The following is a 14,751-nucleotide window of genomic DNA, read 5'->3' as shown; positions in this document are numbered from 1 at the left end:
AGTGTCACCATACCGCAAAACCGCGCTGCCCGCGTTGTGCGGGCAGCGCGGTGGCCCGGCGATGGCCGCTGGGATCAGCCGTGGGTGGGAAAGGCGAATTCCGCCCCCTTGGCCTCGCTGTCCGGCCAGCGCTGCATGACGGACTTCTGGCGGGTGTAGAAGCGCACGCCTTCTTCCCCGTAGACATGCATGTCGCCGAACAGGCTGTTTTTCCAGCCGCCAAAGCCGTGCCAGGCCATGGGGACGGGAATGGGCACGTTGATGCCGACCATGCCGACCTGGATGCGCCGCGCGAATTCGCGCGCCGCGTGCCCGTCGCGTGTAAAGCAGGCCACGCCGTTGCCGAAACTGTGGTTGTTGATGATCTGGATGGCCGATTCGATGTCGGGGGCGCGCATGCAGGCCAGAACCGGCCCGAAGATTTCCTCTTGGTAGATGCGCATCTCGGGCGTCACGTGGTCGAACAGGCAGCCGCCGATAAAGAAGCCGCTTTCGTGGCCGGGCACTTGCAGGTGGCGGCCGTCCTGCACCAGCGTGGCGCCTTCCTGGATGCCGATGTCCAGGTAGTTCGTGATGCGCTGCACGGCGTCCTGGGTAATCACCGGCCCCATTTCCGCTTGGGGATCCATGCCGTGGGACACCTTCAGGGTGCGGGCGCGTTCGGCCAGAATGGGGATGATGCGGTCAGCGGCATCGCCCACCAGCACGGCCACGGACACGGCCATGCAGCGTTCGCCCGCCGCGCCGTAGGCGGAGCCGATCAGGGCGTTCACGGCCTGTTCCATATCCGCGTCGGGCATGACCACCATGTGGTTCTTGGCGCCGCCCAGGGCCTGCACGCGTTTGCCGTGCCGGGCGCCGCGTTCGTAGATGGATCGCGCAATCGGGGTGGAGCCCACGAAGCTGATGGCCTGGACGTCGGGATGGACCAGCAGGGCGTCCACGGTGTCCTTGTCGCCTTGCAGCACGGTGAAGACGCCGTCGGGCAGGCCGGCTTCGCGCAGCAGTTCGGCGATGCGCAGCGAGACCGACGGGTCGCGTTCGCTTGGCTTGAGGATGAAGCAGTTGCCCGATGCGAGGGCCAGGGGGAACATCCAGCAGGGCACCATGGCGGGGAAGTTGAACGGCGTGATGCCGGCCACCACGCCCAGGGGTTGGCGCACGGTCCAGTTGTCCAGCCCGGTGGCCACTTGCTCGGTGTAGTCCCCCTTCAGCAGTTGCGGGATGCCGCAGGCGAATTCGATGATATCGATCCCGCGGGCCAGTTCGCCCAGGGCGTCGCTGAACACCTTGCCGTGCTCGGCTGTGATGATGGCGGCGAGTTCTTCGCAGTGGGCATTCATCAGCTCCAGGAACTTGAATATCACGCGGGCGCGGCGCGGCGCGGGGGTATTGGCCCAGGCGGGAAACGCGGCCACGGCGGACTCGACCGCCGCTTCGACGTCGGCCGGGCAGGCCAGGCGCAGTTGCCGGGCGACCTGGCCGGTGGCCGGGTTGAAAATGGCCTGGGTCTGCGTCCCTTGGCCCGGGGTGCGCTGCCCGTTGATGAAATGCCCGACGTCGGCGGTATCGGTGTAAGCCTGCATGGAAGCCTCCAGAAAATGAGGGGTGGGAATTGATCTGCGGGCCAGTGTAGGAAGGCCCCGGTGGCTTGCATAGACCAAAAGACTGGAATCATTGTTCAAAATAGAGAACAATGATAGTATGGATTACAAGAACATTGATCGGCTGTGGCCGCACATACACTGGCTGAATGTCCTGGCGGAACAAGGCAGTTTTACGTCGGCCGCCCGGCGGCTGGCCGTCAGCAAGGCCGCCATGAGCCAGCGGGTGGCCGAGCTCGAAGCCGCCGCGGGGGTGCCGCTGGTGCTGCGCACCACGCGCTCGGTGCGCCTGACCGATGCCGGGCGTCAATTGGTGGACGACACCCGCGATGCCTATCTGCATATCGCCCAGAGTTTCGCCGAGGTGCGGGATCTCTCCACCACGCCCGCCGGGCTGTTGCGGATCACTGCGCCGGTGGCGTTTGCGCGCCAGCAGCTGGTGGCGTGCCTGCCGGAATTCATGCGGCGTCATCCCCGGATTCGTCTTGAGCTGGATATGCGGGACAGCCTGGTCTCGCTGACCTCCGAAGGGTTCGATCTGGCTTTGCGCCACATCGAAGTCCCGCCGGATACCTATGTGGCGCGGGTGCTTTGCCCGACCCGCGCACTGCTGCTGGCCAGTCCCGCCTACCTGGCGCGCCAGGGCACGCCCCGCAACCCCGGAGATCTCAAAGGCCACAGCCAGCTGCACTATCCCCGCCAGCAGGGGGTGGCCAACTGGGTGTTTCAGCCCGGCCGGGCCGCCTCGCCGGCGGCGTCGGTGACGGTGCCCATCCAGCCCTGTTTCGTGGCCAACAACAGCGAAGTGCTGCGGGACATGGCCTGTGCCGGGCTGGGCATCGCCGTCCTGCCGGATTTTTCCGCGCAGCAGGCGGTGCGCGAGGGGGCGCTGGTGCCGCTCCTGCCGGACTGGCGGCCTGTGAATACCTTTGGGCGCACGATCTTTGCCTTGCGGCCGTATTCGGCCCGCGCGCCGCGCAACGTCCGGGTATTGCTGGATTATCTCCTGGAAGTCTTCGCCGGCGGGTTCGATGGCGAGGCCGCCGCCCGTTCCTCCTGAAAAAATCGCCACAGGCGCGGGCTGGCGCTGTAGGCGACATTGAAGCGCAGCCAGTTGGTCTCCCGGCCTTCGGGGTCGAAATAACTGCCGGGGGCCAGCCAGATGCCGGCTTCCAGGGCGCGTGCCGCCAGGCCGAGCATGCCGTCGCGTGGTGGGGGGAACGGTGGCCTGGCCCACAGGAACAGGCCGGCGCCGGGTTCGGTCCAGACCTCGAATCCGTGCGCGCGCATCGCGGCCGCGACGTGGTCGTGGGCTTCGTGCAGGCGTTCGCGGATGCCGCGCAGATAGGTGTTGTGGCGGCCGTCGCGCAGGACGTGGAAAGCGGCGCGCTCCATCAGTTCGGCGGAGGTCAGCCCCAGCGACATTTTGGTGCGGGTGCATTCTTCCACCAAGGGCTGGGCGCAGGTCAGGTAGCCCACCCGGATGGACGGCGTCACGTTCTTGGAAAAGCCCGAGATATGAATGACCCGGCTGACGCCGGCCAGCGCCGCCAGCAAAGGGGCGGGCTCCGGCAGCAGGTCGCGTGAGACATCGTCCTCGACGACCAGGAAATCGTGGCGCTCGGCCAGCTGCAGCAGGCGAAACGCGCCGGGCATCGAAAAGCTGGCGCCAGTGGGGTTTTGCAGGACGGTGGTGACGAAAATCATGCGGATCGGGTGCCGGGATGCCAGTTTTTCCAGCGTGTCCGCGCAAATGCCTTCGCGCGTTCGGGGCACGGCATGCACGACGATCCCGCTGAGGGCGAGGATCTGCAGCAGGTTGGCGTAGCCGGGCGATTCCACCACGACATGGTCGCCCGCCCGCAGCAGCGTGCGCACCACGATGTCCAGCGCTTGGGTGGCCCCGTGGGTCAGCAGGATTTGGCCGGGCGCCACGGCCAGCCCGTGCGTTTGCAGGCGTTGGGCCAGGTGTTCGCGCAGGGGGTGGTAGCCCAGCGGATGCCCGTAGGCGGATATCTGGCCGACGGGAACCCGGCTGATTTGCCGCAGCGCGGGGGGCAGCCCGGCGGCGTCATGCCAATCGGGCGGCAGCCACCCGCACCCCGCCTTGATCGCAATCGAGTGGTCGGCAAAGACATCCGCCAGCAGCCAGGCCGAGCCGATGCGGGGCCTGACCCATTGGGGCACGGTGCTGGGCGCGGCGGGTTTCTGGCGGCTGACCCGGAAATTGGCGCCCGGCTGCGACTGCACCAGCCCGCGTGCCGCCAGGCGGTTGTAGGCGGCCGTGACCGTGAACGTGCTGATGCCGTGATCCCGGGAGAATTGGCGGATGGAGGGCAACGCCATGCCCGGGCGCAGGATGCGCTGACGGATGGCTTTTTCCAGCGCCGCGACCACCTGATCCACCAGGCTGGGTGCTTCTTTGCGTCGGCGGTCGGGGGTGAAGAAAATCATGGCGGGTCGCTGGGGTGAATGGGATCGGGATTCAAGTCGATTCAGTATTCAATACAGTGATCTGGATTTCAACTGTACAGTTATCCAGAAATTCTGTCACCGTGTCTGGTTTTCGCGGGTCGGCCACGCCAGAATGGGCCTACCGAATCCTTGGTCTCCGAAACCCTGCTCTGAGAGGCTGTCATGCAAGAAGTGAAGAAAACCCCGGACATGTCCAATTTGTGGATGCCGTTTACCGCCAATCGCCAGTTCAAGGCGCATCCCCGCATGCTGACTGCGGCTCAGGGGATGTACTACACCGCGGGCGACGGCCATCAGGTGCTGGATAGCACCTCGGGCCTGTGGTGCGTCAATGCCGGCCATGCGCGCCGGCCCATCGTGGAGGCCATCACGCGGCAGGCCAGCCAGTTGGACTACGCGCCCAGCTTCCAGATCGGGCATGAAGACGCCTTCCGTGCCGCTGCGGATGTCGCGGCCTTGATGCCCGAGGGCTTGGATCGGGTGTTTTTCACCAATTCGGGTTCCGAATCCGTGGACACGGCCCTGAAAATCGCCGTGGCCTATCACCGCGCCCGGGGCGAAGGCCAGCGCACCCGCCTGATCGGCCGTGAGCGCGGCTACCACGGGGTGGGGTTCGGCGGGATATCGGTGGGCGGGATCTCCCCCAACCGCAAGGCGTTTTCCGGGGTCTTGCTGCCGGGGGTGGATCACCTGCCGCATACGCACGACCTGGCGCACAATGCCTGGTCGCATGGCCAGCCCGCCTGGGGCGGCGAGCACTTCGCCGATGCGCTGGAAAGCATCATCGCGCTGCACGACGCCTCGACCATTGCCGCCGTGATCGTCGAGCCGCTGGCGGGATCCACGGGCGTGCTGCTGCCGCCCAAGGGCTACCTGGAAAGGCTGCGCGCCATCACTGAAAAGCACGGCATCCTGTTGATTTTCGACGAAGTCATCACCGGGTTCGGCCGCCTGGGCGCGGCCACCGCCAGCGAATTCTTCGGCGTTACGCCCGATCTCATTACCATGGCCAAGGGTATCAGCAACGCTGCCGTTCCGGCGGGCGCGGTGGCCGTGCGGCGCTCGGTGCACGACGCCATCATCGAAGCCAGCGCCGCCGGCATCGAATTTTTCCACGGCTACACCTATTCGGCCCATCCGCTGGCCACCGCCGCTGTGCGGGCCACGCTGGGGGTCTATCACGACGAGGGCTTGTTCCAGCGCGCCGCCCGCCTGGCGGCGCCGTTCGAGGCCGCCGCCCATGCCCTGAAAGGCAGTCCGCACGTCATTGACATCCGCAATCTGGGTTTGGTTGCCGGCATCGAAATGGCCCCGCGCGAGGGCGCCCCGGGCGCGCGCGCCGCCGAAGTCTTCGCCAAATGCTTCGACCAGGGGCTGCTGGTGCGCTATACCGGCGACATCATTGCGATTTCACCCCCGCTGATCATCTCGGAAGACGAAATCGCCCGGATTTTCGATACCCTGGCGGCGGTGCTGAAAACGGTGGATTGAGGGGGCGCGGCCTCCCCGGCGGTTGATTCGCGTCTTCGCCGGACAGCCCGCTCCCGCTCATGGCGGGCGATCGTCCAGACGGACATGCGGCAGGCGGGGCGCGTGTCGCCCGCCCGCTTATTTCGACAATTGCTTCATCCCTTGTTCCAGTCCTTCCAGGGTCATGCCCACCATGCGGTCGTGCATCAGTTCGCGCACGATGGCGATGGACTGCCGGTAAGGCCAGGATCCGGCGGGTTCCGGGTTCAGCCAGAGGGCGTGCGGCCAATGGCCGAGTATCCGCTGCAGCCACGCGGCCCCGGTTTCGGGGTTGTGGTGTTCGACTGAGCCGCCCGGGTACAGCAGCTCGTAGGGGCTCATGGACGCATCCCCCACCAGGATCAGCCGCCAGTCCTGGCCATAGCTGCGCAGCAGATCCCAGGTGTCCAGGCGCGCCTCGCGGCGGCGGCTGTTGTGCCGCCAGACCGATTCATACGGACAGTTGTGGAAATAAAACACTTCCAGGTGCTTGAATTCGCTGCGGGCGGCGGAAAACAGGGACTCGACCCGGGCGATGTGGTCGTCCATGCTGCCGCCCACGTCCAGCAGCATCAGCACTTTCACTGTATTGTGGCGCTCGGGCATCCATTGCAGATCCAGCAGGCCGGCCTGCTCCGCCGTGCCCCGGATCGTGCCGGGCATATCCAGCTCGGTGGCGGCGCCTTGGCGGGCAAAGCGGCGCAGGCGGCGCAGCGCCATCTTGAAGTTGCGCGTGCCCAGCGTCTGCTGGTCGTCGTAATCCCGGTACTGGCGCTGTTCCCAGACCTTGACCGCCGTGCGGTTGCCCGCCGATGGCCCGCCGATGCGGATGCCTTCCGGGTGATAGCCCCCGTGGCCGAAGGGGGACGAGCCCCCTGTGCCGATCCATTTGCTGCCGCCGGCGTGGCGTTCTTTCTGTTCGTCCAGGCGTTCGCGCAGCATCGCCATCAGGCGATCCCAGCCGTGTTTTTCCAGGGCCGCTTTTTCTTCCGCGCTGAGGTGCCTGCGCAAGGTTTGCCGTAGCCAGTCGGCGGGGATGTCCGGGTCGCCCGCCTGGGCCTGCAACTGACCGATGAACGCGGCAAATACGCGATCATAGCGGTCGTAGCGGGTTTCGTCCTTGACCAGGGCCAGGCGGGCCAGATGGTAGAAATCCTCGGTGCTGAGTGGGGCGGCCGGGCTGCGCAACAGCGTCAGCAGGCTGAGGAATTCCTGGATCGACACCGGGATGCCGGCGGCGCGCAACTGGGTGAAGAAATCAATCAGCATGCCGGCCCCCGGCGTGAGCGGCTGGGTGGCCAGCCGGCGGACACAGGCCGCAGTGCGCGCGGCGGCGGGCCTCCGGCGGACAAGCCGGCCGGTGCTGGACGCGGGAGCGCTGCATTCAGCGGCCCCGTTGGCCCAGCATGGCCAGGCGGCGCAGCAGGGACAGGTCTTGCTCGTTTTTCAGCAAGGCCCCGGCCAGCGGCGGGACGGCGTCCTGATTCAGGGTTTGCGGCGCGATGGATTCGGCCAGCAGCAGCCGCAGCCAGTCCAGGAATTCGGAGGTGGAGGGGCGTTTTTTCAGGCCGGGGACTTCGCGCAAATGAAAAAAGGCATCCAGGGCCGCCGACAGCACATCCTGGCGCAAAGCCGGAAAATGCACCGCCACGATGTCGGCCAGGGTGGCGCGGTCGGGAAAATCAATATAGTGGAAAAAGCAGCGGCGCAGGAAGGCGTCGGGCAGGTCTTTTTCGTTGTTGGACGTGATCAGGATCAGGGGCCGGTGGCGCGCGCGGATGGTCTCGCGGGTTTCATAGACGTGGAATTCCATGCGATCCAGTTCGCGCAGCAGATCGTTGGGGAATTCGATATCGGCTTTGTCGATTTCGTCGATCAGCACCACGCTGGGCGTGTCGGCGACGAAGGCCTGCCACAGAACCCCCTGCACGATGTAGTGGCGGATGTCGTGCACCCGGGCCTCGCCCAGCTGTGAATCCCGCAGGCGTGACACCGCGTCGTATTCGTACAGCCCCTGCTGGGCCTTGGTGGTGGATTTGATGTGCCATTGCAGCAAGGGGCGGCCCAGCGCGCGGGCGACTTCTTCGGCCAGCAGGGTTTTGCCGGTGCCCGGTTCACCCTTGACCAGCAGGGGACGCTGCAGGGTCAGGGCGGCGTTGACGGCCATTTTCAAGGCGTCGGTGGCGACGTATTGGTCGGTGCCTTCGAAGCGCTGGGGGGTGGGTTGTGCGGTCTGGGTCATGGTGTGTGTCAGTGGGTGCGGCTGGCGTGGCGGCGGATCAGGTCGAGGTAATGGTCGTTGTCCAGGGGCTTGCCCAGACGTTGGGCCTCCCAGACGACTTCGCCCAGGGCCTCCATGATGAGATGGACGGCTTCGTGTTCGTCGCGGGTCTGGATCAAGGCCGTCCAGGCGGCCCGGATGCCCGGCGGATGGTCGATGGACAGCTGCTCCTGGATGGCCAGGTGCATGGACAGATGCAGGAATGGATTGGTGCGGCCTGCCTCCACCGGATAATCGCGGTCGGTGGCGTCAGGCCGTTGCAGATCCTCGTGGTATTCGGGGTGGCGTTCCACCAGGTCGGCCGCCATGGTTTCCAGGGGCGTCAGCACGCCGCCTTCGCGGCGCTTGCGCCAGGCATCGATGAAGAAAAGCCGGGCCTGTTCTTTGGATGGATTGAACATAGTGGTGCTACAGTATCGAGTGCTTGGATGAACCCGATTTTACGTTAAACTCTTATATAAGACTTAAATCCTCTCTTTTTGAACAACAACCCCAGCAACACTGGAGCACTCATGTCCTATCAGCACATCAAGGTCCCGGCCGGTGGTCAGAAAATCACGGTCAATGCCGATTTTTCCCTTAATATCCCCGATGAACCCATCATCCCCTACATCGAAGGCGATGGCACGGGCCAGGATATCACCCCGGTGATGCTGAAGGTCGTGGATGCCGCCGTGGCCAAGGCCTACGACGGCAAGCGCAAGATCCACTGGATGGAAGTCTATGCGGGCGAAAAATCCACCAAAATCTATGGCCCGGATGTCTGGCTGCCCGACGAAACCCTGGAAGCCGTGCGCGACTATGTCGTGTCCATCAAGGGCCCGCTGACCACCCCGGTGGGCGGCGGCATCCGTTCGCTCAACGTGGCCCTGCGCCAGCAGCTGGATCTGTACGTCTGCCTGCGCCCGGTGCGCTATTTCTCCGGCGTGCCGTCGCCCGTGCGCGAGCCCGAGAAAACCGACATGGTCATCTTCCGCGAAAACTCGGAAGACATCTACGCCGGCATCGAATTCGAGGCCGAGTCCGACAAGGCCCGCCAACTGATCGAATTCCTGCAGGACAAGCTGGGCGTCAATAAAATCCGCTTCCCGGCCACGTCCGGCATCGGCGTCAAGCCGGTGTCGCGCGAAGGCACCGAACGCCTGGTGCGCAAGGCCATCCAGTACGCCATCGACAACGACCGCCCCACCGTCACCCTGGTGCACAAGGGCAACATCATGAAGTTCACCGAGGGCGGTTTCCGCGACTGGGGTTATGCCCTGGCGCAAAAAGAATTCGGCGCCCAGCTGATCGATGGCGGCCCGTGGTGCAAATTCAAGAATCCCAAGACCGGCCGCGACATCACGGTGAAGGATTCCATCGCCGACGCCTTCCTGCAACAAATCCTGTTGCGCCCGGCCGAATACGACGTCATCGCCACGCTGAACCTCAATGGCGACTATGTCTCCGACGCCCTGGCCGCCCAGGTGGGGGGCATCGGCATCGCCCCGGGCGCCAACCTGTCGGATTCCGTGGCCATGTTCGAAGCCACCCACGGCACGGCGCCCAAATACGCCGGCAAGGACTACGTCAACCCGGGCTCTGAAATCCTCTCCGCCGAAATGATGCTGCGCCACATGGGCTGGACCGAAGCCGCCGACCTCATCATCAGCAGCATGGGCAAATCCATCCTGTCCAAGAAAGTCACCTACGACTTTGCCCGCCTGATGGAGGGCGCCACGCAAGTGTCGTGTTCCGGTTTTGGCCAGGTGATGATCGACAATATGTAATCGGTTTTCGACTGATTCATTGAGGTCTGGAAAGGCCCCGTTTTCATAGGAGAGCGGGGCTTTTTTGTGTCCGGTGGGGTATGGCTAAATCCGGGGCCATCGCATCGGTTTGGGGCCATAGTTTGGGGCCATATTTGCTATCATGGCCCCAAAATTTCAGGACCATGGCCCCATGTCTCGTGCTTTTGCCTATGCGCTGCGCCCCGTCGTCATCAATGCCGCCAAACCCAAGGACAAACCCTATGCCTTGACGGATGGCGGTGGGCTGTATCTGGAGGTATTACCTACGGGTACGAAGGTCTGGCGCTACAAGTTTCATTTCGAAGGCCGTCGGGACAAGATCACCATCGGGCGTTACCCGACGGTTTCGTTGAAGGATGCCCGGCAGATCCATGCCGAACTGATGGACAAAGTGCTGAAGGGCGAGAACCCCAAGGCTAGCCGACAGAGTCGGCCCGGGAGCAGGGGTGATGCCCCTTCTGATCAGCTGACGTTCGAGACCTATGCCAGGAAATGGGTCGAAGAAACCCTGTTCTATCGTTCTGCCGCCTACCGAGCGCAGCAATTGCGTTGGCTGGAAAGCCATGTTTTCCCTGCAATCGGTGGTCGTCCGCTGGCCGCTGTGGCACCCCGTGAGGTGCTGGATGTTCTGGAGCCTTTGCGCACCACAGCCGTCACGGCAGAAGGTGTGCGGTCGCTCATTCAGCGCATCTACAACTACGCGATCCGCAATCTGGTCGCCGATTCCAACCCGGCCCTGATGGTGCGTGGTGCGATCAGCGTGCCCAAGCGCACCCACCACAAGCACCTGCTGGAGGCAGAGGTCGGTCGGCTCTGGCGACAGATCCCGCGCCAGGGCGCTCATTTCACGACCCTGGTGGCCGCGCAGATGCTGTTCTATACCATGGTTCGTAAAAGCGAGTTGATCCGCAGCCACTGGGCAGAATTCGATCTGACGACTGGAATCTGGGATATCCCCGCCGAGCGTATGAAGATGCGCAAACGCCATCGGGTTTATCTGCCCCGCCAGGCGGTGGCCTTGCTGCAGGCATTGCAGCCCATGACAGGCCACCAGGATTACGTCTTTCCGACCATCTATACCAGCAGTGGCCGTATCGCCCCTATGGGCGAGGCCAGCCTGAATCACTTTTTCAAACGAATCGATTTTGGTGTCCAGGGATTTGCGCCGCATGGCGTTCGTGGCACAGCGGCCACGCTGCTGCGAGAGCACGGCTTCCGGTCCGAGGTGGTTGAGCTGCTGCTGTCTCATGCCCCCAGGGGGCAGGTAGAGGCCGCATACAACCATGCTGAGCTGGGTCAGGAGCGCCGGGATGCCCTACAGTTTCTGGCGGATCATTTGGATCGGCTGGCTCAGCGGCCAGACTGAGCTTTTGCCATCGCCTGAATATCGGACAGGCGCCACACGACGGTGCGGCCGCCGATCCGCATACCCGGTGGTGCGATCCCCTGCTTGACCCATTCGTACCAGGTGGATCGACTGATCGGCAGAATGCCTGGCTGACCAGTCTTGGGGTTGCGGCAGATATCGGGCACGCGGACCAGGGTGTTGGAGGCGAAGAGTGGCCGGGTGTTTGCGGGAGTGTGTGGCGGTGTGTCCATGGATCGATCCTTCTGTCATGCATGGGTGACTGCGACTGCGTAGGGATTGCAGCCGGCGCTTTGCGGAGGCGGAATGCAGCGCCAGCGTGGTCTGGGGCTGTTTCAGGCAGCCTTGCTGCGCTCGATGAGCGCATGCAGACTGGCTGCCGTGATGCGGCTGGAGCGCTTGCTGATCTTGATGAGTTCCAGCTGACCTTCGTTGACCAGCCGATAGATGGTGGAGCGCGACACGCCCAGCTTGCGTTCTGCCACGCAGATGCGATAGAGCAGGGTGGTGCCGGTGGGTGGTTGGGGAAACTGAGCGGTCAAGGTGCTTGTCATCGTCATGCGTCGATCCTTCTGATGCTGGTGAACGTGCCAGGCTGAGTGATGGGGTGAATTTGTGTGCTTTGGTCGATGCCTTGTGCCGGACATCGGCCAAAGCGGGCTCGCCGGAGCCCTGGAGGCCGACCCGCCAAGATGCCGCGATGGGGGTCGGGTGCTTGGATCATCCCCGGCAGGGCCAGACGCTGGCCCGCCGGTGGCGGCTCGTCTGGATGCCAGGGACTGCGGTCTTTCTCGCTGTCGTCAAGGGATTACGTCGCCATCCCTGATGTTGGGCATTCGGATGAATGCACCGGGCGCTTCCTGCGAAGGGAAGTCCCCGCCGCACGCAGTCATCCGCGCCCCACGCGAGGGGCTGGCTGCGATTGGTGGATTTCATCGGTTTTCCTTCAACCCCGATGCGTTACAGGTTGCTGCGCAATCGCGTGCCGCGTAATCGGGCAGGGCGCAGTATTCATCGATTTTTGCTTGTTAAAGAGCCGGTCTGCCTGGTGCAGATGGGGTCTATTGTTATCAATCGAATAATACTTGTCAATAGGCAATAAGATGATTGATTTTTCAAGCATTTCCGGGTTTTACTAGAAGATGGATGAGCTTAACGAATCGTTCCGTCTGGGGGTGATACCAGATCGAGGCAAATTGTTTTTGCCTGTGACTATTTGACGTTGTAAGGGTGTCATACAATCCTTGATCGCCCCTAGAGGGGATCGACAAATGTTTGGTTCAGGTCGGTTCAGGATGTGTCACGTGTATGGGCGTCGTCATTTGACCCGCTGTTACAACTTCGCCGTCGGCCGCTGAACTTTTGCCTCACAAAACAGCCGAAAACGTTCAAGCTTCGTCACATCCAAATAGCTGATTTATCTAATAAAATCCATGTCGATGACATGGTTATGGAAGGATATGCCCGATTTTCAACCAGTCCGTGAAGCCTGTGCCGTGATGGGTGGGATGACCAAGCTCGCCAAGAAGCTGGGCGTGCCGGTGCCCGTGGTCAGCGGTTGGGCGTCAGGTACCCGCCCGGTGCCGATCATCCGCTGCGTGGAGATCGAGGAAGTGACGGGGGGGGAGGTCACCCGGAAGCAGTTGCGTCCGGATGACTGGTGGCAGATTTGGCCGGAATTACGGGGTGGGGATTGAAGGTAGAATGGAAGAGAGGATGCCCTGATTAATCGGTTTAGTGTTTATAGCCTGAGTGCACGGTAGTTAGGGCAAGTCAGGTTCTTTGGGCGCGCGGGGGGCAACTTCGGGGCGCACAGCCAGCCTCCGCCTTCTCCCTAGCGACCCATTCTCGTACGAGTACTGGGAGTCGCTCAACAACCTCGTAACCGAACAGCACCTCGTCAACATAGTTCATGTTCATCATGTCCACGATACGGCATAGGTAGCTGCGGCCGCATTCCCACCAGGTATAGCGGGCGTCGAGACAGAGCAGGTGCTCGACGCGGCGACCCTCATGCTCGTGCATTTCCTCAAGTTCCATGCCGTCAAGAAGCGTCTCATATACGCCATCAGCTACGCGACTGCCAAAAGTGGTGGTGTAGTAGTATTCCTTGATTTCCCAAATGGCGATAGGATTGACCACGCTAGGAAACGCGCCGTCCACACGCCGTGACAATGTCCTTAGCGGCATCGAGTCCTTGGTAAAAGTCGTTAGCTGTCTTGGGTCAGAGTTGAAGCCGTCACTGCCAACGATGTCTTCCACGATCATGTTTACCAATCCCGTCAAGTAGGCGACCTTCTTCATCGCACCCGACTGCTTGTTCATTGTCGCGGCAAGCCTTGGCTTTAGCTTAGCCTTCAATTCGTTGTAGACCCTCTCTGCACGAGCGGCATCCATGAGCCTCGGCTGCACAAAGTTGTCCAGCAAATTAGCTCGGTACTCGAAGTACTCACATAGCTTGGTGCCGAGTTCGGTCAGCTTGCCGTTGGCCACGAGGTGCGTGCTGGACAATCCTAGTTTTCGAAAAGCAGCAACAATACCGGCTGCATCCAGTTTCTTGATAGCGTCGGCACCGCGTCTAGTGTAACCTTGAGCTTCCGAGATGCTGCGAACATGTGCCCAAAATGCCTTGTTCTGGCCTTGGAAAGCTGGATGTGCTCTCATAAATTGTTTCCTTATGTTTATTCACACCGATAACTATACACAAACTCAGCTGTTCGACAGCACTATAGAGGCAAGCGTTCAGCCTAGTCTGCCTCCGCTCAAGGGGCAATTGCTGAAGTGGATTGGAAACAAACAAAAGTTTGCTACAGAAATTATCTACAATTTCCCGAAGTCCTTTGGCACCTACTTTGAGCCCTTCGTCGGTAGCGGAGCTGTGCTGGCTAAGCTGGCGCCCAAGCAGGCAGTTGCCGGTGACTCCTTTAAGCCTCTCATCGAAATTTGGACGAAGTTACACGACGATACTGATGCTCTCATTGAATGGTACGCTGAGCGCTATGCTCTGATCGCCAAGTTAGGCAAGCAAGAGGCCTACAGCCAAGTTCTAGCCAGCTACAATGCCGGTGCCAACGGTGCCGACTTATTGTTTCTTTCGCGCGTATGCTACGGTGGAGTAGTGCGCTTTCGCAAAAGCGATGGTTACATGTCTACGCCCTGCGGCCCTCATAAGCCCATGCCTCCAGAAAACTTTGCCGACCGTGCACGCATTTGGGCTGCCCGTACGCGGAGCGCTCGTTTCCAGCACGCTGACTTCGCTGAGACGATGAAGCAGGCCAAAGCAGGGGATATGGTCTACCTGGACCCACCGTATGTCGACAGTCAAGCAATCCTTTATGGAGCTCAAGGTTTCAGCTACCCGCGCCTTCTTGAGTCCATTGCTGACTGTAAGAAACGCGGCGTATATGTGGCGCTGAGCATCGACGGTACAAAAAAGTCTGGCGGAAAAACGGTCGAATTGCCAACTATTGAGGGTCTGTTTGAGCGCCAGGTGATGGTGCGCCTGGGCTCTTCAATGTTGAAACGCTATCAGCTGAAGGATCAAACAGCAGAGGGGCACTATGTCGAGGATCGTCTGCTTTTGACCTACTAACGAAGAAGCGCTCTGTAGGAGGCGAGGCTGGTTGGGCAAAATCGGGGCTTCAGAGTTTTCTTCTGCCTTCAACGATTAGTCTGGTAGCTTCTCTCAGGAGTAACTGCACGCGCTTCTCGTGCGTGACGCCAGAG

General features: G+C 62.1%; 14 protein-coding genes. 6 read left to right on the top strand and 8 right to left on the bottom strand.

Features of this window, described 5'->3' with window-relative positions:
- Positions 1-74: 74 nt before the first annotated feature.
- Complete coding sequence (locus ACMHYJ_RS11355) at positions 75-1,586, bottom strand: CoA-acylating methylmalonate-semialdehyde dehydrogenase (RefSeq protein ID WP_414246282.1); 1,512 nt, start codon at positions 1,584-1,586, stop codon at positions 75-77.
- Between the two features lie 118 nt (positions 1,587-1,704).
- Here ACMHYJ_RS11355 and ACMHYJ_RS11350 point away from each other — a divergent pair, with 118 nt between their 5' ends.
- On the top strand, positions 1,705-2,664 hold the full coding sequence (locus tag ACMHYJ_RS11350) for a LysR family transcriptional regulator (protein ID WP_414246281.1): 960 nt from the start codon (positions 1,705-1,707) through the stop codon (positions 2,662-2,664).
- Here the strand turns inward: ACMHYJ_RS11350 and ACMHYJ_RS11345 are convergent.
- A complete protein-coding gene (locus tag ACMHYJ_RS11345) occupies positions 2,604-4,058 on the bottom strand; it encodes a PLP-dependent aminotransferase family protein (protein WP_414246280.1) in 1,455 nt (484 codons plus the stop codon). The two genes, ACMHYJ_RS11350 and ACMHYJ_RS11345, sit on opposite strands and share 61 nt — an antisense overlap.
- A gap of 183 nt (positions 4,059-4,241) precedes the next feature.
- Here ACMHYJ_RS11345 and ACMHYJ_RS11340 point away from each other — a divergent pair, with 183 nt between their 5' ends.
- Positions 4,242-5,570, top strand: coding sequence for an aspartate aminotransferase family protein (locus ACMHYJ_RS11340; protein WP_414246279.1), 1,329 nt, complete (start codon positions 4,242-4,244; stop codon positions 5,568-5,570).
- 117 nt (positions 5,571-5,687) lie between these two features.
- Here ACMHYJ_RS11340 and ACMHYJ_RS11335 read toward each other — a convergent pair whose 3' ends face one another.
- From ACMHYJ_RS11335 to ACMHYJ_RS11325, 3 genes are all read right to left on the bottom strand, one after another.
- Positions 5,688-6,857: a vWA domain-containing protein gene (locus tag ACMHYJ_RS11335; RefSeq protein WP_414246278.1), complete on the bottom strand. Its 1,170-nt coding sequence runs from the start codon at positions 6,855-6,857 to the stop codon at positions 5,688-5,690.
- 115 nt (positions 6,858-6,972) lie between these two features.
- Positions 6,973-7,830 (bottom strand): AAA family ATPase, encoded by an 858-nt coding sequence (locus ACMHYJ_RS11330; protein WP_414246277.1) that lies wholly within the window; start codon positions 7,828-7,830, stop codon positions 6,973-6,975.
- A gap of 8 nt (positions 7,831-7,838) precedes the next feature.
- Positions 7,839-8,270, bottom strand: a complete 432-nt coding sequence (locus ACMHYJ_RS11325) for a DUF1841 family protein (RefSeq protein WP_414246276.1) — start codon at positions 8,268-8,270, stop codon at positions 7,839-7,841.
- A gap of 111 nt (positions 8,271-8,381) precedes the next feature.
- Here ACMHYJ_RS11325 and icd point away from each other — a divergent pair, with 111 nt between their 5' ends.
- Together icd and ACMHYJ_RS11315 are read left to right on the top strand one after the other, a co-directional pair.
- On the top strand, positions 8,382-9,638 hold the full coding sequence (gene icd, locus ACMHYJ_RS11320; protein ID WP_414246275.1) for an NADP-dependent isocitrate dehydrogenase: 1,257 nt from the start codon (positions 8,382-8,384) through the stop codon (positions 9,636-9,638).
- A gap of 172 nt (positions 9,639-9,810) precedes the next feature.
- Entirely contained in the window at positions 9,811-11,025 is a 1,215-nt protein-coding gene (locus ACMHYJ_RS11315) for a tyrosine-type recombinase/integrase (protein WP_414246274.1), read from the top strand.
- Here the strand turns inward: ACMHYJ_RS11315 and ACMHYJ_RS11310 are convergent.
- Entirely contained in the window at positions 11,010-11,258 is a 249-nt protein-coding gene (locus ACMHYJ_RS11310) for a helix-turn-helix transcriptional regulator (protein WP_414246273.1), read from the bottom strand. The two genes, ACMHYJ_RS11315 and ACMHYJ_RS11310, sit on opposite strands and share 16 nt — an antisense overlap.
- A 102-nt stretch (positions 11,259-11,360) precedes the next feature.
- On the bottom strand, positions 11,361-11,585 hold the full coding sequence (locus ACMHYJ_RS11305; RefSeq protein ID WP_414246272.1) for a helix-turn-helix transcriptional regulator: 225 nt from the start codon (positions 11,583-11,585) through the stop codon (positions 11,361-11,363).
- 873 nt (positions 11,586-12,458) lie between these two features.
- Here ACMHYJ_RS11305 and ACMHYJ_RS11300 point away from each other — a divergent pair.
- On the top strand, positions 12,459-12,722 hold the full coding sequence (locus ACMHYJ_RS11300; protein WP_414246271.1) for a transcriptional regulator: 264 nt from the start codon (positions 12,459-12,461) through the stop codon (positions 12,720-12,722).
- 76 nt (positions 12,723-12,798) lie between these two features.
- Here ACMHYJ_RS11300 and ACMHYJ_RS11295 read toward each other — a convergent pair whose 3' ends face one another.
- Positions 12,799-13,689 (bottom strand): hypothetical protein, encoded by an 891-nt coding sequence (locus ACMHYJ_RS11295; RefSeq protein WP_368649517.1) that lies wholly within the window; start codon positions 13,687-13,689, stop codon positions 12,799-12,801.
- A 13-nt stretch (positions 13,690-13,702) separates the two neighbouring features.
- On the opposite strand from ACMHYJ_RS11295, the gene ACMHYJ_RS11290 reads away from it, so the two are divergent.
- Positions 13,703-14,617 carry a Dam family site-specific DNA-(adenine-N6)-methyltransferase gene (locus ACMHYJ_RS11290; RefSeq protein WP_368649516.1) on the top strand — a complete coding sequence of 305 codons (915 nt, stop codon included), beginning with the start codon at positions 13,703-13,705 and terminating at the stop codon, positions 14,615-14,617.
- The last annotated feature ends 134 nt before the right edge of the window (positions 14,618-14,751 follow it).

Source organism: Castellaniella hirudinis, assembly GCF_047468865.1.
In the GTDB taxonomy this organism is placed as follows: Bacteria; Pseudomonadota; Gammaproteobacteria; order Burkholderiales; family Burkholderiaceae_B; genus Castellaniella; species Castellaniella hirudinis_A.
Note: the sequence above shows the minus strand (reverse complement) of the source record. Positions and strands in the feature narration are given on the sequence as shown.